General features: G+C 47.5%; 19 protein-coding genes. 10 read left to right on the top strand and 9 right to left on the bottom strand.

Annotated elements, in window-relative coordinates; all coding sequences use genetic code 11:
* Positions 1-11 precede the first annotated feature (11 nt).
* Positions 12-1,514 carry a coproporphyrinogen III oxidase gene (locus tag AD710_RS12815; protein ID WP_049628201.1) on the bottom strand — a complete coding sequence of 501 codons (1,503 nt, stop codon included), beginning with the start codon at positions 1,512-1,514 and terminating at the stop codon, positions 12-14.
* Between the two features lie 112 nt (positions 1,515-1,626).
* The gene (locus tag AD710_RS12810) at positions 1,627-2,493 is read right to left on the bottom strand and encodes a Cof-type HAD-IIB family hydrolase (protein WP_016938359.1); all 867 of its coding nucleotides are present in this window, start codon (positions 2,491-2,493) and stop codon (positions 1,627-1,629) included.
* A gap of 370 nt (positions 2,494-2,863) precedes the next feature.
* Here AD710_RS12810 and AD710_RS12805 point away from each other — a divergent pair, with 370 nt between their 5' ends.
* A complete protein-coding gene (locus AD710_RS12805; protein WP_080752449.1) occupies positions 2,864-4,003 on the top strand; it encodes a DNA alkylation repair protein in 1,140 nt (379 codons plus the stop codon).
* A gap of 37 nt (positions 4,004-4,040) precedes the next feature.
* Here the strand turns inward: AD710_RS12805 and AD710_RS12800 are convergent, their stop codons facing one another.
* Positions 4,041-4,391, bottom strand: a complete 351-nt coding sequence (locus tag AD710_RS12800) for a YlbF/YmcA family competence regulator (protein WP_016938361.1) — start codon at positions 4,389-4,391, stop codon at positions 4,041-4,043.
* 85 nt (positions 4,392-4,476) lie between these two features.
* Positions 4,477-5,610 (bottom strand): DUF445 domain-containing protein, encoded by a 1,134-nt coding sequence (locus AD710_RS12795; RefSeq protein WP_049628200.1) that lies wholly within the window; start codon positions 5,608-5,610, stop codon positions 4,477-4,479.
* 237 nt (positions 5,611-5,847) lie between these two features.
* Here AD710_RS12795 and AD710_RS12790 point away from each other — a divergent pair, with 237 nt between their 5' ends.
* The 6 genes from AD710_RS12790 to AD710_RS12770 all read left to right on the top strand — a co-directional run bounded on the left by AD710_RS12790 (position 5,848) and on the right by AD710_RS12770 (position 9,894).
* Positions 5,848-6,939: a YheC/YheD family endospore coat-associated protein gene (locus AD710_RS12790; protein ID WP_016938363.1), complete on the top strand. Its 1,092-nt coding sequence runs from the start codon at positions 5,848-5,850 to the stop codon at positions 6,937-6,939.
* Positions 6,929-8,287, top strand: coding sequence for a YheC/YheD family endospore coat-associated protein (locus AD710_RS12785; RefSeq protein WP_049628199.1), 1,359 nt, complete (start codon positions 6,929-6,931; stop codon positions 8,285-8,287). The genes AD710_RS12790 and AD710_RS12785 overlap by 11 nt, the downstream gene beginning before the upstream one ends.
* Positions 8,288-8,370: 83 nt before the next feature.
* Positions 8,371-8,586: a YheE family protein gene (locus AD710_RS12780; protein ID WP_012117190.1), complete on the top strand. Its 216-nt coding sequence runs from the start codon at positions 8,371-8,373 to the stop codon at positions 8,584-8,586.
* A 224-nt stretch (positions 8,587-8,810) separates the two neighbouring features.
* Positions 8,811-9,017 (top strand): alpha/beta-type small acid-soluble spore protein, encoded by a 207-nt coding sequence (locus AD710_RS12775; RefSeq protein WP_016938365.1) that lies wholly within the window; start codon positions 8,811-8,813, stop codon positions 9,015-9,017.
* 102 nt (positions 9,018-9,119) lie between these two features.
* Positions 9,120-9,245: a hypothetical protein gene (locus AD710_RS20080; protein ID WP_016938366.1), complete on the top strand. Its 126-nt coding sequence runs from the start codon at positions 9,120-9,122 to the stop codon at positions 9,243-9,245.
* Positions 9,246-9,273: 28 nt separating this feature from the next.
* Entirely contained in the window at positions 9,274-9,894 is a 621-nt protein-coding gene (locus AD710_RS12770) for an NAD(P)-dependent oxidoreductase (RefSeq protein WP_049628198.1), read from the top strand.
* A 38-nt stretch (positions 9,895-9,932) separates the two neighbouring features.
* On the opposite strand, the gene AD710_RS12765 is transcribed toward AD710_RS12770, so the two are convergent.
* Positions 9,933-11,954: a multidrug resistance ABC transporter ATP-binding protein/permease BmrD gene (locus tag AD710_RS12765; RefSeq protein ID WP_049628197.1), complete on the bottom strand. Its 2,022-nt coding sequence runs from the start codon at positions 11,952-11,954 to the stop codon at positions 9,933-9,935.
* Positions 11,951-13,708 carry a multidrug ABC transporter ATP-binding protein BmrC gene (locus AD710_RS12760; RefSeq protein WP_049628196.1) on the bottom strand — a complete coding sequence of 586 codons (1,758 nt, stop codon included), beginning with the start codon at positions 13,706-13,708 and terminating at the stop codon, positions 11,951-11,953. Before AD710_RS12760 ends, AD710_RS12765 begins: the two co-directional genes overlap by 4 nt.
* Positions 13,709-14,129: 421 nt before the next feature.
* Here AD710_RS12760 and AD710_RS12755 point away from each other — a divergent pair, with 421 nt between their 5' ends.
* On the top strand, positions 14,130-14,630 hold the full coding sequence (locus tag AD710_RS12755; RefSeq protein WP_045927089.1) for a universal stress protein: 501 nt from the start codon (positions 14,130-14,132) through the stop codon (positions 14,628-14,630).
* Positions 14,631-14,668: 38 nt separating this feature from the next.
* On the opposite strand, the gene AD710_RS12750 is transcribed toward AD710_RS12755, so the two are convergent.
* Positions 14,669-15,220: a hypothetical protein gene (locus tag AD710_RS12750; protein WP_049628195.1), complete on the bottom strand. Its 552-nt coding sequence runs from the start codon at positions 15,218-15,220 to the stop codon at positions 14,669-14,671.
* Positions 15,221-15,328: 108 nt separating this feature from the next.
* On the opposite strand from AD710_RS12750, the gene AD710_RS12745 reads away from it, so the two are divergent.
* Entirely contained in the window at positions 15,329-15,913 is a 585-nt protein-coding gene (locus tag AD710_RS12745) for a TetR/AcrR family transcriptional regulator (RefSeq protein ID WP_045927088.1), read from the top strand.
* A 41-nt stretch (positions 15,914-15,954) separates the two neighbouring features.
* Here the strand turns inward: AD710_RS12745 and dat are convergent, their stop codons facing one another.
* Positions 15,955-16,806, bottom strand: coding sequence for a D-amino-acid transaminase (dat, locus tag AD710_RS12740; RefSeq protein ID WP_049628194.1), 852 nt, complete (start codon positions 16,804-16,806; stop codon positions 15,955-15,957).
* Between the two features lie 256 nt (positions 16,807-17,062).
* Here dat and AD710_RS12735 point away from each other — a divergent pair, with 256 nt between their 5' ends.
* A complete protein-coding gene (locus AD710_RS12735; protein ID WP_049628193.1) occupies positions 17,063-17,911 on the top strand; it encodes a polysaccharide deacetylase family protein in 849 nt (282 codons plus the stop codon).
* A gap of 34 nt (positions 17,912-17,945) precedes the next feature.
* Here the strand turns inward: AD710_RS12735 and AD710_RS12730 are convergent, their stop codons facing one another.
* A complete protein-coding gene (locus AD710_RS12730) occupies positions 17,946-18,677 on the bottom strand; it encodes an NAD-dependent protein deacylase (RefSeq protein WP_395941028.1) in 732 nt (243 codons plus the stop codon).
* Between the last annotated feature and the right edge of the window lie 10 nt (positions 18,678-18,687).

Here is an 18,687-nt window from a genome sequence, read left to right as displayed (position 1 = left end):
CGTTTTTCATATTACAAAGCGGATTTGACGAACATCTCATCTAAGTATTTGATTTTCTCTTCTGTATAATGCTCGAATCGGTCATTATATGATTTCGGGTCTTTTGGATTGGCGAAGTGCGTGATTTTTCCGGTTTCCGGATGAATGAATTTGCTTGCCGCGCCGCAGCCGATACCGATAATCGTCTGCACTTCTTCCATAATCATAATGTTGTAGATGCTCTCCTGACCCGGGAAGGAGTAGCCGACATTTTCAAGATTTCCGAGAATGTTTTTCTGCCGGTACAGGTAGTACGGTTTATAGCCGTGCTCTTTTGTCCAGCGGACGGCGTCATCCATCATGCGGGATACTTCCTGCCTGTCGGCAACTTTATACTTATGCTTGTTTCTCGTCATTTCTGACGCCCGTTTGAAAGAAAGTGTGTGAACGGTCAAAGATTCAGGCATCAGCTTTTCCGTTTCATCAAGACTGTGCCTGAACTCACCCGTCCCTTCTCCCGGCAGGCCGATGATCAGGTCCATGTTGATGTTATTCATGCCGTGTTTGCGGGAAAGGCGGTACTTTTCAATGGTTTCTTCGACTGTATGATGTCTGCCGATGGCCTTAAGCGTTTCGTTTTCATAAGACTGCGGGTTGATGCTGATTCTGTCAATCTTATACTTATTTAAAACGGCAAGCTTTTCCTCCGTAATCGTGTCGGGACGGCCCGCTTCAACGGTAATCTCTCTGATATTTGCGACATCCGGGAAAGAACGGACCATTTCTTCATATAAAAGGTCCATTTCTTCAGCGGTAATGCTTGTCGGCGTACCGCCTCCGAAATAAATGGTCGTCACTTTGATATCATGCTGTTTCAGCCATTCACCGATTTTTTGCATTTCATAGTGAAGCCCCCATAAAAAGGAGCCGACTCTGCCTGCCTGTCCTTGGATGGCATAGGCCGGAAACGTGCAGTAGGCGCACTTCGTCGGGCAGAACGGAATGCCGATATAAATGCTGACTTCATCTTTGACCCGGTACAGATCGGGAACCGCGGCGAGCTGGCGGTCGACAATCTCCTGCATCAGATTGATTTTTTCATCATGGATCAGATAATCTTTTTTCAGATCGGCATGCGCCTCTTCTTTTGTCAGGCCGCTTTGCAGCTTTTTATGAAGAAGTTTAGTAGGCCTGATTCCGGTCAGGATTCCCCATTTTTGCGTCATGCCCGTATGCGATTGAAGAAGATTTAAGTAGACGTATGACAGCGTGTTTTTCACCTGTTTAAAAACTTCTTTGTCGCTCCATCCGGCAAGAGTCGGTTTCGTGTGATGCTCCCTTATGCCGGTTCCTTTGATTTCTCCCGATACTGACACGCTGTCTGCATCTTGAGAAATGGCAAGTGAGATGACGAGATCAGAGGGTCCCTCCGTTTCGCCGTACGCAAGAACACACTCCTCAAAAAATAAATTCGCTATGTTTTGCAGCGGACGATGCAGCCTGTCATCCGTTATGCCGTCTATTTTGATTTGCAATGTGATCACCTTATTTTTCAGATTCAAAACTTTCTTTAGTGTACAGAAAGAACAGGCTAAAATCAATCCGCGAAAAAGCCGCAGACCGGTGTTTCGCGTCTGCGGCTCTTTATTACGGCCGTTTCATGTGGAACTTATCGAGAAAGCCTTTGCGGTGCTGCATGCGGAAGTATTCCTTGATCATATAGGCGACGCCCTGTTCATCATTTGACCTTGTTACCCAATCCGCTTTTCTTTTTAACTCATTAGAGGAATTCCCCATCGCGACACCGAGGCCTGCCAGCTCGATCATCGGCAGATCATCTTCCTGATGGCCGATAGCCACGACCTCTTCCATTGAAAGCCCGAGTTCAGCTGCGACCATCGAAAGTCCGCTTTCTTTTGAAACCCCTTTAGGCACGATGTTCAGCTTTTCTTCGTTAACGCGGATCACGTCCACGGCCGGGAATGCTTTCACGATCGTATCTGTTATGTCAGCCTGCAATCCGTTTTCAGCATACACCTCAATGACGGGCGCGGAAACCGGTTCATCAAGGAGCAAATCACTTAATGATTCGACAAACTGAACCGGGTAAAAAATCGGGTCAGACGGATGAATCATCGTTTTCCCGACCAGATTGGAGTTCACTTTCTTCTTGTTTCCGATCGAATATTTTTCGTGCAGAAGCCGGATATTGCATTGATAGCTTTCCAGCACCTGGACAATATTAAACGTGTGATCTTCCGATATTTTCTTTTCGAAAAACGGCTCATCTATTTTTTCGGAAATGTATGCGCCGCTGTGGGTAACCAATTTTGCATTCAGTTTTAATATTTTCGCTACTTTTTGAGCGGAGCGAAAATGGCGGTTTGTGACCAGTGTGACGTAAATCCCTTTTTTCTTGACGTATTCGATGGCATCCTTTGTCGTCTGATGCAGTTTGCCGTTGGAGCGAAGAAGCGCTCCGTCTATATTTAACGCCAGCATTTGTTTTGACACAGAGAAGTCCCCCTCCTTGATGACTGTACTTGTCATTAGGATATGACCCTGTCTCTTTGTTTAGAACAACCTTTTCTCAGCAGCAAAAAAGCCTGCCTCAAGCAGACTTTGAACTGTCATTTTGTGGGATACGATCGATTTGCTGCCTTCTCCCCAATGTGTATTTCTATATCAGGAACCCCTTATTTGACCGTTGATGCGCTCGTTTCACTTACTCTCTGTTGCTACCCCTTAACATAACAGGCAGTATAGGCGACCGTATCCTTGGACCTTCTGTAAGTGTAGGCGCTTTCAGGGTTATTATCACACGTTTACTGTTAAAAGACAAGGGTTTTTTTAACTAAAAAAATCATAGGGCCATCTATGCTGAATGTATGATAAAGTTGAAAGAGAACATATATTCGCATATAATAAAAGAAAAAAAGCGGTGACTGTCATGTCTCTATTAAAAGATATTTATAACGAAGAATTTGCAGAAGCACTTCTGAACAGAATCAAATCGGCGCATCCGGCTTTTGAGCGGGACATGTGCCGGGCGCTGATGTTTCAGGAAGATTGGCCCGAACTGGCATTAAAACAGCGGATGCGCCGGATCACAGACTCTTTATATGAAACACTGCCGAAGGATTACATACGGGCGCTTGACGTCTTATATGAGACAGCTCCCCATTTCACAGGGCTCGCCGGGATTATTTTTCCCGATTATGTCCAACAGTACGGAACGGATCACTGGGAAGAATCAATGAAGGCGCTTCAGTTTTTCACTCGTTTTTCCACTTCCGAATTTGCGGTCCGCCCGTATATCAAGCTTGACCGGGAGCGGATGTTCAAAGAGTTCCTTTCCTGGACGGAGCATCCGGACGAACATGTCAGAAGGCTTGCCAGCGAAGGCTCAAGACCGCGCCTGCCGTGGGGAATCTCCATTCCGGCTCTTCTTGACGACCCTTCTCCGATTCTCCCTGTTCTGGACCGCTTGATGCAGGATGACTCGTTATATGTCAGAAAAAGCGTGGCAAATAACCTGAATGACATCTCCAAAACACATCCGGATCTTCTGGCACAGATCGCAGCCGATCGGTTCGGAAGCTGTCCGCACACGGATTGGATTTTGAAGCACGCCTGCAGGACACTGTTAAAAAGAGGAGACAAACAGGCGCTTGCGATTTTCGGGTTTGAAGACGCCTCCCGGATTTCATTGGAACGTTTTACACTGAATTCGGAAACGGCCGCCATCGGAACAAGCATACATTTTTCTTTTCAGATCCGCTCATCCGCCCGGCAAAAAGTCAGGGTTGAATACGCGATTGATTTTGTAAAGAAAAGGGGGCACCGCAGCCGCAAGGTGTTTAAGATGTCGGAGTCCGCCATGGATAACGGAGACGTAAAAGCCTTCAGCAAACATCATTCCCTTAAAGATTTAACCACCCGCAAGCATTATCGGGGAATTCACACTCTGTCTGTCATCATTAACGGAACGGTAAAAGGTTCGCTTGATTTTTCTGTTGAATAAAAAACCCCCTCCATTTCATAGATGGAGGGGGTGGAGCTTATTGCGGGTTTCCGTAAAGCTCTTCAAGAGGTTTCATGATAATTTTGTTTAACTCGCCGATCAGCATGCTCATGCGCTGTTCCGCCTCCATCAGCTGAGAAATCAAATCATGCTGCTGGACAAGAGCAACCGTTTTTTGCGCCTGCTCTACCTCTTCCTGAGTGATTTCTTCACCTGACATCTGTTTCTGCTGCAGCTGCAGCTGTACATTGCGGAAATTATCAAACATGCGTTTTGCGGATTCATCTGCGTTTACTTGATCATAAAGCCCTCTTAAACGGCTGTATTCATCACTGTTACGCAAAGCTTTTTCAAGATCATATGCTGCATCATAAAAATGAACTGCCATAGTAACCGCTCCTTTCTTCCTTTCAGACATACCACTCCACTATAACAGACTGCGGAGTGACTTTCATCCTTGGCCGATGTTTTCCTTAGAAAAGAATGACAAACAAAGCTTGGATTGCTCCGATGATCCCGCCGAGCAGACCGCCTAAATACGTAATCATCTTAAATTCTCTCTTGGAAATCGACAGCACCATTTCCTCGAGCCGCTCAACCGGAAACTGATCAACCTGCTCTTTGACCACTTCCTCAAGACGAAGGCGTTTGAGCACATCTTCCAAATGAGCGGCAATACTGCCGAGTGCTGCATCAAGCAGCTTCGGCGCATACGTTCCCTTAATCTCCCCTTCATAGCGGGAGATGATGTCACCGAGCCGGCCCTCAAAAAAGGGTGCGGTTTGAAGCGCGGCCAAAGCCCGTTTTTTCAGGCTGAACAGCAGATCTTTCGCATTCCACTTTTCGTCGGCCTCATAAAGTGTATAAGATTTGAGCTTGCCCCATTCTTGAGAAAGCAGATCAGTCAGAAGCTTTTTTGTTTCATCGTTGTGCAAAAACTTTAACAGCTCAGGCAGCACACGGTCTGCCAGACTTGAATTGCCGAGGAACATCTGCACCATGCTGCCGAGCATCCCCCGTGCATTCAAAAAGTCGTCAATCATATTGCCGAGTCTGTCTTTGCCTTCTTCACTTTCAAAATAATCAATGCTCCGCTTCAGGATATAATCGGCGGCCATCGGAACTTTTTCATCCAGCTTTTTCTGCAGCTCATCAGGAAGCCAGTCCTTTATGGCGCGGTGTTCATATTTCCGGTACAGTTCCGAAAACTTTTCATCTGTAAAACGGTCAATCCAGGCATCCGTCTTTTCCTGCGGATTCCGGATGCCTGCGGCGGCCAGAGCTTCCTGCACCGTCATATCGGAAGCGGCCATTTTTTGCGTGAATTGTTCGGCGAACACAAGCGCCTGATTTTTAACGGTATCTGACAAAAGCCGCTTTTTTATGCCTTCCGGAGTTAACAGATGGTTCGTCACCATGAGCCCCATCTGTTTTGCCAATTCGTCGCGTCTTTTCGGGATCAGCCCCGGGGTAAACGGAATCCGTTTTCCGAACAGGTAATACGGACGGTACGGACGAAATAACATCTGAATGGCAAGGTGATTCGTCACCGCGCCGATCGCGGCTCCGATCACAATCATAAATATAAACGTTCCTGCTATGCCCATTCCTTTTCTTCTGCCTCCATCTTATGTTCTATTTTTCTAGATGAACTATCTATTCGTATTATAGAGGCTGGCGTGAATGCGGGCAAATGAAGAACCTGAATTGTTGTTTCTCAGGAATAAGGCAAGATGCTGTTTCGTACTCTTTACAGTAGATCATCTTTTATGCTGCGCTTGACATGTCTATTGGATGGAAGGGCCGTTTCATCAGCGGCTTTTGAATAAAGGGGGAGTAACAACATGACAACACTCGGTTTTATGTCCGTATCCCGCCGGCACGAAGAAGATTTCGCCGGTGAACTGGCTGAAAGAGCGCCAGAGTACAATGTGCGCTTTGCCCGATTTACACCGTTTGATATTTATCCGGATTCTTTACGCGTGAAAGCGCTCGTGTATCATCCGAAAAGCGGAAAATGGAACGAAACGGAAATTGATATTCCCGAATTTATTTACGACCGCTGTTTTTACGGAAAATCTGCTGAAGCTCAAAAAGCCAAACCGATCGTCGAATGGCTGAAAAAATATCCGAAAACGGAATTTATCGGCCGCGGGCTTCCTGATAAATGGACGGTCACGAATGCGCTCCAAGAGCATCACCTGATCAGTCCCTATATTCCTGAAACGGTCGAAGTCAGCCGTTATGAAGAGGTGCAATCATACTTAGCGAAAGAAAAAGCATGTATACTTAAGCCCGCTTTCGGCGCGGGAGGAAGAGGCATCATCCTCCTTAAAGCAGGGAAAAAATCAATTTCAGCCACTTACTATATCGGGAAAAACAAGCAGACAAAAACGTTTTCCAACCACGTGTCTTTTAAGTCCTGGTGCAAAAAAGTGCTGCAGCACCGTTATTTGCTTCAAGCCTACTTAAATATTCAGGATAAGGAACAGCACCCGTGCGACATCCGCATTTTCATGCGCAAAAATGAGTCAGGGGCTTGGGAAACGGTCGGAAAAGCGATTCGAAGAGGTTATCAGAACGGTCTTTTATCTCATTTGCGGGGAGGGTCCGAGCCGCTTAAATTTGACACGTGGTTTGAAGAAATTCCGAAAAAGCAGCAGGCCGTTTTATTGGATGACGTCTTTTCGATCACCCAATCCGTCCCTTATTTTCTTGATGAACAATTCGGACCGCTGTTTGAGCTGGGGCTCGATATTTGTTATGCCAAAGACGGGCGCATCTGGCTTTTGGATGTCAATTCAAAACCGGGACGGAACGCTATTTTAAGCGTGGCTCCCGAGGCGAAAGAGGATTTGTACACCAGTCCGCTGAAACGCTTCCGCGATCTTCAGTCACAGGAAAACCGGAAAGGAGCACTTCCGCGTGAATCATAAAGGGATGATGGTCGGCATCGATAAAAAAAGCAAAAATACGCTGTATCTCCCCTCCGCCATGAAACGGGAAGGGATTTTATCCGCTGCCTTCGGGACCAAGGTTGTCAAATGCCGTGTGGCCTTTTCTCAATCTCTTGAAAAAAGCGCGCTCCTTTCTGAAGATTTATTTGAGGAGCTGATGATACCGCATAAAAGCCGGGCTGATTTTCTCATCCACGGCCAGACGGTGCATATCGGACCGCTGATCGGCGTTTTTACAGCAGGGTTCACATCATCGGCACAGCGCCCGTTCAGAGACCGCACATCCTTCTTTTCCAAACTGCTCTCCCTTCACGAGCAGGCGAACGGATATTGTTTCGTTTTCGGGGCACATCAGATCAACTGGGAAGAAGGCACAGTTCAGGCGCTGATTTATAAAGAAAACAGCTGGAAACGGGCGGACGTCCCGCTTCCAAATGTTGTATATGACAGGCTCCCGAGCCGAAAAACGGAAAAAGTTCCTCTTTTACAGCAGACAAAATATAGGCTGATGAATGACTATCAGATTCCCTGGTTTAATCCGCAATTCTTTAATAAATGGGACATTCACAAGCTTCTGGAAAAAAACAGTCTCACCGCTTCTCTCCTGCCAAAATCAATCCTGCAGCCGAATGCAGAAGCGATAGAGACGTTATGCAGCACGTTTGACACCGTATTTATCAAGCCTGCAGACGGCACACTCGGAACGGGAATTTACAAGCTGGAAAAAACAGACGCCGGCTTCTCAGTCAAATACACGAATGAGGAAAAAACGGTGGTGACGGCAGATTATGCAGATGCGGCATCCTTCATGAAATCATTTGAAGAAAACAATGACCCGTCCGCTTTTTTATTGCAGCAAGGCATTGACCTGATCCGGCTTGACGGGCGTCCCGTCGATTTCAGGGTGCATACGAACAAAAATGCCGAGGGAAAATGGACAGTGACGGCGATCGCAGCAAAAATTTCCGGCAGAAACAGCATTACAACGCATCTGGCAAACGGCGGGGAAGTCAGAACGTTAGCTGAATTATACGGCGATCCGAAAGAGAGAGTCGGCATGATCCGGAAGCTTTCGAAAGCCGCCTTAGCGGTCAGCCGTGTGTTAAATGAACATATTGAAGGCTTTATCGGCGAAATCGGTTTTGACCTCGGCGTTGATGAGGCGGGGAAAGTTTGGATGTTTGAGGCCAATTCCCGCCCCGGGCGGAGCATTTTCTCGCATCCGAAGCTGAGATCAGTCGATTACCTCACAAAACGGAGAAATTTTGAATACGCGTCATATTTATCAGAACGGTCCATTACCGCCCCGGAAAAACTTTGGCGGTGAGGCCGCCTTTTTTTCGTTGACCCGGGACAGGCACAGAACTTATGAGCTACAATGAACAGGATCAACATTTCCCGATAAGGAGCGTGAACGTCATGATTTCGCACTTCAGCTGGAAACCGTTATTCAAAAAAGAGAAACTGCCCGGATGGCGGATTTCGTTTTACTGGCAGGGTACGCATTACGAAGGAATTTACCACAAGTCCGGAGACATTGAATGGGGACACACACATCCTGGGAAAGAAGAGCCGGCTCTCGTAAAAGAGCTGCATGAATTAATGCTTTATCACATATATGACTGAAAGCTAAAAGCTCAGCCTCAAAAGGCTGGGCTTTTCTTTTTCCTTCCGCTATTTACCACCCGGTTTTCCGAATGAGATGCCTTATGATTCACCATAATACGTAGTACAAAGCGGCAAACACCATTGGGTGAAGCCGAGCTGGCAATGGTTTTCATTCCGGAAACCATCAGCTGGTGCAATTCCAGCAAACCCAACCATACTACTTTATAAAGGAGATCATACAAATGGCAAACAACAACTCTTCAAACCAACTTTTAGTACCTGGCGCTGCTCAAGCAATCGACCAAATGAAATACGAAATTGCTTCTGAGTTCGGCGTAAACCTTGGCGGAGAAACAACTTCCCGCGCAAACGGTTCTGTCGGAGGAGAAATCACTAAACGTTTAGTATCTTTCGCGCAGCAGCACATGGGCGGACAAGGCGTACAATAACTCAATAAATGGCTTACAGAAGGCGCGGGATACCGCGTCTTCTTTTTATTGCCGTCACCCTTTTTCCTATTCCACATACCCTAGGAAAAAAGGAGGGAAAACATGTCATTCATTGCCTCAGTCAATTGGGAGCTGTTTCAGTTCGTAACGGTTTCTTTGGTCAATGAATATGTTGCCCACCATCTCCCCTTTATTCACAGGTATTCTTTTCCCCGCTGCTTTGAATGATATAATGAGCGGCGAGGAGGTTTTTTACATGAAAATCGCTTTACTCGGAGCAACGGGAAGAGTCGGACAGGCTTTTATAAAAGAAGCGCAGAAACACGGACACATTGAGATATTCGCTCTTGTCAGATCTGCCGGAACGGCCCTTCCCATTCATGAAAAACATATCATAACAGGGAATGCCAGACGGCGGGAGGATATCGGCAGATTGATTTCTAAAGCGGACACAGTCGTGAGCTGTCTCGGCACGGACGGTGACGATACCCTTTCAGCTGCTATGATCTATATAATAGACAGCATGAAACAGCATCATGTTCAGCGTCTGATTACGATCGGAACCGCGGGTATACTTCAATCACGGCTTATGCCTGACAAATACCGTTTTGAATCGTCAGAATCAAAACGAAAATCAACAAGAGCCGCAAAGGAACACGCCCGCGTATACGAGATGCTTCTGGCAGAGGATATTGACTGGACGATCATCTGCCCCACCTACCTTCCTGACGGAGAAGCTGCCGGAGTTTACCGGTTCGAACAAGATCAGCTTCCTGAAGGCGGGACTGAAATCACCGTCGGAGACACGGCGCATTTTCTTTACCGTGAACTGATGAACCCGCAGTTTGTCAGAAAACGGGTGGGACTGGCTTACTAAATTGAAAAAGGGCGAATCTTTTGATTCACCCTTTCCGATTACACCGCGGACTGCGCCGTTCCTTTCTGCAATTCATACATTTGATGGTACTGCCCCTTTTGCGCCATTAATTCGTCATGGCTTCCTTTTTCAATGATGCGCCCCTTTTCCAAAACGAGAATCTGGTCTGCGTGTCTGATCGTGGAAAGCCGATGGGCGATAATAAATGTCGTGCGCCCTTCTTGCACCACGTGCAGCGCTTTTTGAATGATTGCTTCTGTTTCGGTGTCAATGTGCGCCGTCGCCTCATCCAAAATTAAAATGGCCGGATCAAACACAAGCGCTCTTGCAAAAGAAATCAGCTGGCGCTGGCCTGAAGACAGTGTTCCGCCTTTTTCCGTGACGGGCTCCATGATGCCCTTCGGCAAGGATTGCAGAAGGCCTGCGGCGCCGACTTGCCGAAGCGCTTCTTCAGCCTGCTGCAGGGAAATACGCTGATCATCGAGGGTCACATTGGAGCCGATCGTTCCAGAGAAAAGATACGGATCTTGAAGCACGATCCCCATATGCGATCTCAGCTCCTGTCTTGACATGCCGTATATGCTTTTTCCGTCCAGCAGGATATCGCCTTTTTCGGCATCATAAAAACGGAACAGAAGATTCAGGATGGAGCTTTTGCCGGAACCCGTATGGCCGACGAGGGCGACCGTCTCGCCTTTTTCAACTGTAAAGCTGATGTGTTTCAGCACCTCTTCTCCCTTTCGATACCCAAAAGAAACATCGCGGAATTCTACAGTCCCTTCCGCATTTCTGTCTGCGGGAGCGCCTGTTTCTTCCGTTTCCTCCTCCTGTAAAAGCTCAAATACCCTGCCCGCGGACACACGAGCCAATTCAAGCTTTGAAAATTGGTTGACAATCCCCGTAACCGGCTGGAACAAACGGTTTAAATAATCAACAAACGCATATAAAACGCCGATCGAAACAATTCCGGCCGCACCCAGACTCGCGCCTCCGAAATACCAGATCAGCCCGACAAACGCCACATTGCGCAACACATTGACAAGACTGTGGGACATGAGGGAATTTAAAGACAGCATTTTGTTCTTATAGCGGAAATGAGCTTCATTCAATTCTTCAAATTCCTTCATCGTTTCCTTCTCGCGGCGGAACGCCTGAATAATCGGCATCCCTTGAATGGACTCATTCATTTTTGCATTGATGTCACTGTTAATGGAACGGATTTTTTGGTTGAAGACGGATGCGTATTTGCGGTACACAACCGACCAGATCATTAAGATCGGAATAATCAAAAGGCAGACGGCGGCCAGTCTGACATCAAGCATAAACAGCGCCGTAAAAATACCGAGCATGTAGACGCCGCTTGTGATAAACGTAGACAGCACCGTTACATACAAATCTCTGACCGCTTCTGTGTCATTCGTAATGCGGGCCACGACTTTTCCGGCAGGCAGATTATCAAAGTAGCGGATCGGCATTTTCTGAATGTGTGAAAATACATCCTGCCTCATACGCTGTATGATTCGGTTCGCTCCCATCTGCAGCAGGTAATGCTGGCCGTAATGAAAGCACACGGAAAACATGAGCAGTCCCGCGTAAATGGCGGTCAACGTCAGCAGCCCTTTTATTTCCGGACGGTAAAATTGAAAAATTTCCTGTTTGGATAACGCAATAGCGGGATATGACCTGCTTTCTTTACCGTTTGATATTGTCAGCCGGCCGTCAGTCACTGAACGGTTTCCGTCAAAACTGACGGGACCCTCAACAAAATAGTAGGCCGCACCGACTTGATAAATGTGCGCCTCTCCGGTTTTCTCCGTCCCCGGTTTGAGCCGGTCCTCCCTGACATAATCATGCCCTCTGAACCTGACGGCGTCCGGATCGTCCCCAGAGGCTTTAACCCATGTTTTTTCAACGCCGAGAATATGGTCGTCAATCATTTTTTTTCCGATAAACGGGCCGGTCAGCTCAGTGCCGACCGCAATAATGAGCAGAACGACCGCCCATATCAGCAGCTTTTTGTATTGAAGCGCGTAATTCCATAATCTTCTTCCGGTCTTCATGCGCCCGTCCCCCCTTCTTCAAGAGAGGACAGCTGCTGCCTCTCATATTGTTCGCGATACCAGCCATTCTTCGCCAACAGCTCCTGATGCGTGCCTCTTTCAGACACCCGGCCTTCGTCCATGACGAGAATGAGATCTGCGTGTTCAACTGCCGAGAGCCGGTGGGTGGTGATGATCGTTGTTTTATGCCGCCGTTTTTTACGGATGCTGTCAATGATGGCAGCTTCCGTTTTCGCGTCTACGGCAGAAAGCGAATCATCTAATATGAGAATGTCCGGATCTGTCAAAAGCGCTCTCGCAATTGAGATGCGCTGTTTTTGTCCGCCGGAGAGCGCCACCCCCTTCTCGCCGACAAGCGTCTCAAGCCCTTCTGAAAGCATGCCGATATCTTGTTTAAAATGCGCATCCTTCAGCGCGCTGCCGATTTCCTCTTCGGTTGCGTCCTGCCGACCGTAAAGCAGATTTTCCTTCACCGTCTTTGAAAATAAAATATGATCCTGCGGCACATAGCCGATCCATCCTCGGAGCTTCTCAAGCGGAATCTCCTGAATCGGAACGCCTGTAAACGTGATGGCTCCCGCACCGGGCGGATATTCACGCAGCAGCTGCTTAATAATCGTCGTCTTTCCGCTTCCCGTTTTTCCGACGATGCCGAGTGTCTGCCCTTTTTCAACGGAAAATGATACATCGGAAACAGCCGGTCCCGCTCCGCTCGGGTACGTAAAAGTCACTTGTTCAAAAACAAGACGCCCGGGCTCCTTGATATCGGCGGGCTGCTTGGGCCCTGTCACATCAGGCTCATAGGAAAGGGTCTCATTGACACGGTCTAAGGAGGCATTGCCGCGCTGCATGATATTGATTAATTCTCCGATCGCAAACATCGGCCAGATCATCATTCCGAGATACACGTTAAACGATACCAGCTCTCCCAGCGTCAGCCGGTTTTGAAAAACGAGATAGGCGCCGTAGCCGAGACCGATGAGATAGCTGAGTCCGACAAGAAGTTTCACAGTCGGTTCAAAGAGTGAATCGATAAACGCCACCTTCATGTTTTTCTCGTATACATCCGCCGTCATATCACCGAAACGGCTGACATCATTTTTTTCCTGCACGAAAGCCCGAATGACCCGCACGCCGGATACCGACTCCAGCACCTTGTCATTTAATGATCCGAAAGCATCCTGCGCTTCCGTAAACCGCTCATGGATCTTTTTTCCGTACAGACTGACCGCAGCCGCCATAATCGGCAGCGGGATAATCGCGGCAAATGTCAGCTTCCAGCTGATGAGAAGCCCCATTGTCAAAAATATCGTCAGCATATACATCGTCGAATCGACGAGTGTTAAGACTCCGAAGCCCGTCGTCATACTGACGGCCTGCAAATCATTCGTCCCCCGCGCCATTAAATCGCCCGTTCTGTATTTCTCAAAAAACGGCGGTGACATTTGAAGAAGCCTTCCCATCAGTTTTGATCGGAGAATTTTCTCCATGACATTCGCCCCGCCGAAAAGCTGGTACATCCAAAAATAGGAGAGCAAATAAACGGCTGCCGTTAAAGCGAGAAACACACATATGTAAAACAGCATCCCGCTTTTCGTAAACACGCCCGCCTTCATATCGTCTATTGCGTTACCGAGAAGTTTCGGCGGAAACATTTCAATGACATTCACAATCAATAACAGAACAATCGCTGTCGTATAGCGCAGCCAATAGGCTTTAAAAAACCAAGCGAGCTTTTTTAATACAGTAAACAAATACCGTCATCCCCTTTCATGAATCAGCCGCCCTCAAGTTTTTCCGGATTGTTTTTCATTGTTTTCGCTAATACCGCCACATGCATCACACCTGTCTTTCATTCATTTTTTTATATAAAAAAAGACATGAAGCGTCAGCTCCATGCCTCTTATTATTATAAATAAGGTACAGACCCGCCTGTTATGCGCGACTGCACCGTTTTTAAGCAAATGTTCAGAAAACGGAAGGTGTATGGCAGTCACGCCGATATTCAGCTGAAGATGAGTTGACAAGCTTTAATGCTGACATGATCCATACCTCCTTTTTTCCTATATTATTCCTTTATCATATAAACGAATCCTTTTTTTGTCAATACAGGTTTTAGATTTCTTCCGTACGGGTATCGTTTTATAAACCTTTTTTACTGAAAGGATGAGGCCGATGTTTCACGCGGACCGGTTGATTGCAGCTTTTGACGGAAGTGATGATAGCAAGAAAGCGCTTCAAAAAGCGATAGACCTTGCAAAAACATTTCACGCGAATTTAACGGTCGTACATTCTCACAATGCAAAAGATACCCAGACGATTGTCGATCCCCCGAGGCCGGGAGCCGGTGCCACGTATATCGGCGGCGGGATTGCAAGCGTTCCCGACCCGCTTCAAGCGGAAAGAATCCCCCCTGACCCGATGATTTATGAAGACCGTACGGAAGAAATCATTGCCGAAGCGAGAATGCTGATGAACGACAGCCAGATTGACGGGGATATCGACATTTTAGAAGGTGATCCCGCTGATGCCATTATCGAGCACGCCGACCGCATATCGGCGGATCTGATCGTCATGGGGAGCAGGGACCAGAACAGGCTGAAAAAACTTTTATTCGGAAGCGTCAGTGAAAAGCTGTCATCAAAATCCGACATTCCGGTGCTGATCGTAAAATAATCCTTTCTGTACAGCAGCTTAATCAAAAGCTGCTTTTTTTAAAGCTCCCGGCTGTTTCCTCTTTTTTTCGGCATTACAAAAAAACTCGCCATGATCAAAAAATCAATGCACAGCACGACAGACCAGCCCTTCAACAGCCTGCTGAGCGCTTCGGTGCGGGAAGCGTCCTGAATGAGAAATACCGTTCCGGCTAAAAGAACGCCGCCGATGACAAACGCTAATACATGCCTTCCCCATCCTTTTGCATAATGTTTGGCATAATCCAGTCCGTACCGCTTGACCGGTTTTGCCCCTTCCTTTACGACATAATAGCGGAAACGCTCATCCGCCCATTGAATCATGCTTTTTCCGAAGGCGACAGACACTCCGATATAAACGGCCGCCACTGCATGCGCCATAGTCGCTGTCGCCCCTCTGTATAAATCAGCTGCAGCCGCTGCAAACAATACGGCATCAAGTAAAGGAATGAGAGCGAAAAAAAACATTCCGAGCTTTTGCCGCCTGAATAAATACCGCGCCGCCAATCCGAAGATGACAACCGCCCAAAAAGCAGCCTCACAAATGACAATCAACCAAGCAATCGCGTTCAATCCGGTTCCCCCTTATCGTTTTCTAAAAAGCATTGTAACACCTCTTTTTATTTAATACAATTGTATTATAAAATTGCAAGAAATATTTTTTCCTGTTACACTGGAGACATGCCTAAAATAATCGATCATGAAAAAAGAAGAAAACAAATAGCCGAAGCCACTTGGCGGACGATTTTGGAGCGGGGCATGGAAGGAGCGACAGTGAGAAACATCGCCCGGGAAGCGGGTCTTTCTTTAGGCGCGCTGAGGCACTATTTCACCACCCAGGATGAGCTTTTAGGGTATGCGATGACACTCGTAAAAGAAAAAGCGGCCGCCAGAATTAACGAAGTTGCCAAGACGGATCTGCCGCCGAAAGAAAAAGCGGTGCGTCTGATGCTTGAAATCATCCCGACAGATGAAGAAACGATGGCTGAAATGGAGGTATGGTTCGCTTTCACAGCTTATGCCAGACATAAGGGAGAAGAGTTTCATCCTCAGCATGACGGGATCTTGGCATATATCCGCGGTCTGATTGACTGGCTGGATGATAATAAGCATCTGAAACCAAATCTTGATAAAGAGACAGAAGCGGAGAAATTGTATGCCATTGCCGACGGATTGGCGCTGCATGCACTGCTTGAACCTGAGCGTCTTTCAAAAGAGAAAATCTCCCGCGTGCTCGTTCAGCATGTCGAGTCTCTTTTTATCTGACAGAAGCAAAAAGGCCGGATGTGTTTCCGGCCTTTTTCCGTTTATGACTGAACGCCGATCTCCTGCTGAATGCTCAATTGAAAAGCCTCTTGAATCGTTTTGGCTACAGGACCCGGCACACCGCTGCCGACCGGTTTTCCGTCAAGGGTTACGATCGGGATTAGTTCAGAGGTTGTCGACGAGATGAAAATTTCATCCGCGTTTCTGAGTTCGTCTTCAGTAAGGGGCTTCTCCCGCACCTCAATCCCGTTTTCTTTCATCAGCCCTAAAAGTTTCATCCGCGTAATGCCGTTTAAAATCAGCTCATTTGCAGGATGCGTCCGGACGGTGCCGTTTATGACGGCGTATACATTGGAAGAGGTTCCTTCCGTGACCGCTCCGTCCCTTATCAGCACCGCTTCATAAGCGCCTGCTTCATAGGCTTTTTGTTTTATCATCACATTATACAGTAAATTCAGACTCTTAATGTCACACCTCAGCCAGCGCTTGTCTTCGGCCGTTATGGCCTGCGCCCCTGCTTTTTGTTCATTTTCCGGTTTTTTCACTGAAAAGGTGTATGCCGTCGTCTGCGGCTCCAATCCTTCATCATACTGGTGCTTCCGGGGCGCCTTCCCTCTCGTCGTCTGAATATAGACCCCGCCGTCAATGAGTTTGTTTTCCTGTACGAGCTTTTGGAGATCCCATTCTATGTCTTCTGCGGAGAACGGCAGGGTGATGCCGATTTCTGCGGCGCTTCTGAAAAGACGGCCGATATGCTCACGCAGACCGAATAAAACGCCGTTGTATACTCTGATGACTTCATACACACCGTCACCGAATTGATATCCGCGATCCTCAATATCAACTGCGGCTTTTTCACGATCAATCAACTGGCCGTTTACCAATGTCTTCATGTAAACCCTCCTCATCGTTATCTGCCGTGATGCGGATTCTCAGCTGTTATTGTCAACTATTCTATCATATTGAACAAGCAGGCAGCGGAGTTTATTTTTTTCTTAAAATCTTATTATTCGACATATTTTCTATGTCTTTTCCAGTTTTGTTCCTGTATACTTGATTCGACATACATATGCTGTTAACTTATGGCACTACGCAAGCCTCTGCTGTTATCGGCATTATGAAGAAATTTATGCTACTGGAGAGATTGTTATGCGCAAGACAAAAGAAGGTGCTTCCCCTTCTCTGTTTTCATTAGCTTTTAAACTTACGAGTTTAGCAGTTTTGTGCGGACTGCTTTTAGTAATCGTCATAATGGGTTATTCCGCTTCCGCCGCAAAAAATAAACAGGTCACTGTGACTGCAAACGGGCAGCTTCGAGATGAAACAGAAAGCCTGCGGCTGAAAAACGATTCTCCCGACATCCTGCTTAAACATTTGCAAAAAGAGCGGGACACGGGGAAAAAAACGGTATATTTAACCTTTGACGACGGGCCGTCTCCTTATACTGAACAGCTGTTGAATGTATTGAAGGCAAATGGCGCAAAGGCCACTTTTTTTATGCTTGAACCGCGGATGAAAGCCTATAAGCATTCCGTGCAAAGAGCGAATCAGGAAGGAATCGCGCTCGGCCTGCATGGCGTGACGCACGATAATCACCTGTTTTATCAAACACCGACATCGCCGCTGAAAGAAATGCAGCAGGGACGCGATACGCTCCAGGCCATCACGGGAGTGAAAACGGATCTTGTCCGCACGCCTTACGGCAGCAAACCGTCATTGACAGACACCCAGATCAAGCATCTCGAAAGAGGCGGCTTTGTGTACTGGGACTGGACGATTGACAGTGAGGACTGGAAATACAAAAATGCCCGGTACGTGCCGGAAGTACTGAATCAGCTCGCATATTTGGAAAGCGTCCATACGAGCAGGCCGCATGTCATTTTAATGCACGATCTGCCTGCGACCGTTCATGCTTTGCCGAGCCTGATCCAAAAACTGAAAGCCAAAGGCTACTCCTTTGATATTCTGACGGACCAGATGATTCCCGTCCATGAATAAGAAAAAGCCGGATCTGTATATGATCCGGCTTTTTTTATATCGCGGCGCTGATCCGCTTTGCAAATTCACCGATCTTCTCATGAATGACAAGATCAAATAAATGGTCGCAATATGTCGGCTCAAGGTTAATGATCACCTGCTTCAAACCGGGAATCCGGCTTGCATCCTCAGGGACAAACCTTGCCGGCGCCACCTCAAGCGAAGTGCCGATCACAAGAAGGAGATCAGCTTGATCAAGCTTTTCATAAAGGGTTTCAAAATGCTGGACGAGATCACCGAAAAGTACGACATCCGTCTTTAATACAGTGCCGCAAACCGCATGATCTCCGGTTTCCGCCGTACATTCCGGAACTTCTTCCTTCAGCAGATGAGAAAGCCCGTAGCGCGCGCCGCAGCGGGGGCATGCGGCGGTCTGAATTGAACCGTGAAGCTCATAGACACTGCTGCTTCCCGCTTTCTTATGCAGCCCGTCAATATTCTGCGTGAAAATGTCTACCTGCTTTCCCCGCTTTTCAAGGTCTGCCAAATACTTATGGCCGGCATTCGGTTCATAGCTTCCGCTCATTTTCATCTGAAACAGCTGTTTGAATTTGGGCCAGAAGTCACGCGGACGGCGTTCAAAGTATTCCCTGCTCATCGCTTCCATTCTGGAGGTGTCTTCGGTCCATATACCGCCCGCCGAACGAAAATCCGGAATGCCGGATTCCGTGCTCATTCCCGCTCCCGTCAGCACCGCGATACGTTCAGCCTGATTGATCAATGTCATAAACGCTTCC

Source organism: Bacillus sp. JFL15 (assembly GCF_001184225.1).
Taxonomy (GTDB): Bacteria; Bacillota; Bacilli; order Bacillales; family Bacillaceae; genus Bacillus; species Bacillus siamensis.
This window is presented reverse-complemented; position numbering and strand designations above follow the sequence as displayed.

Bases quoted from the DNA above. Each gene is read 5' to 3' on its own strand.
- AD710_RS12790 (WP_016938363.1), top strand. From the start codon at position 5,848: ATGACAACACTCGGTTTTATGTCCGTATCCCGCCGGCACGAAGAAGAT.
- AD710_RS20080 (WP_016938366.1), top strand. From the start codon at position 9,120: ATGTCATTCATTGCCTCAGTCAATTGGGAGCTGTTTCAGTTCGTAACG.
- AD710_RS12745 (WP_045927088.1), top strand. From the start codon at position 15,329: ATGCCTAAAATAATCGATCATGAAAAAAGAAGAAAACAAATAGCCGAA.
- dat (WP_049628194.1), bottom strand. From the start codon at position 16,806: ATGAAGACATTGGTAAACGGCCAGTTGATTGATCGTGAAAAAGCCGCA.
- AD710_RS12775 (WP_016938365.1), top strand. From the start codon at position 8,811: ATGGCAAACAACAACTCTTCAAACCAACTTTTAGTACCTGGCGCTGCT.
- AD710_RS12735 (WP_049628193.1), top strand. From the start codon at position 17,063: ATGCGCAAGACAAAAGAAGGTGCTTCCCCTTCTCTGTTTTCATTAGCT.
- AD710_RS12770 (WP_049628198.1), top strand. From the start codon at position 9,274: ATGAAAATCGCTTTACTCGGAGCAACGGGAAGAGTCGGACAGGCTTTT.
- AD710_RS12765 (WP_049628197.1), bottom strand. From the start codon at position 11,954: ATGAAGACCGGAAGAAGATTATGGAATTACGCGCTTCAATACAAAAAG.
- AD710_RS12805 (WP_080752449.1), top strand. From the start codon at position 2,864: ATGTATGATAAAGTTGAAAGAGAACATATATTCGCATATAATAAAAGA.
- AD710_RS12755 (WP_045927089.1), top strand. From the start codon at position 14,130: ATGTTTCACGCGGACCGGTTGATTGCAGCTTTTGACGGAAGTGATGAT.
- AD710_RS12800 (WP_016938361.1), bottom strand. From the start codon at position 4,391: ATGGCAGTTCATTTTTATGATGCAGCATATGATCTTGAAAAAGCTTTG.
- AD710_RS12730 (WP_395941028.1), bottom strand. From the start codon at position 18,677: ATGACATTGATCAATCAGGCTGAACGTATCGCGGTGCTGACGGGAGCG.
- AD710_RS12795 (WP_049628200.1), bottom strand. From the start codon at position 5,610: ATGGGCATAGCAGGAACGTTTATATTTATGATTGTGATCGGAGCCGCG.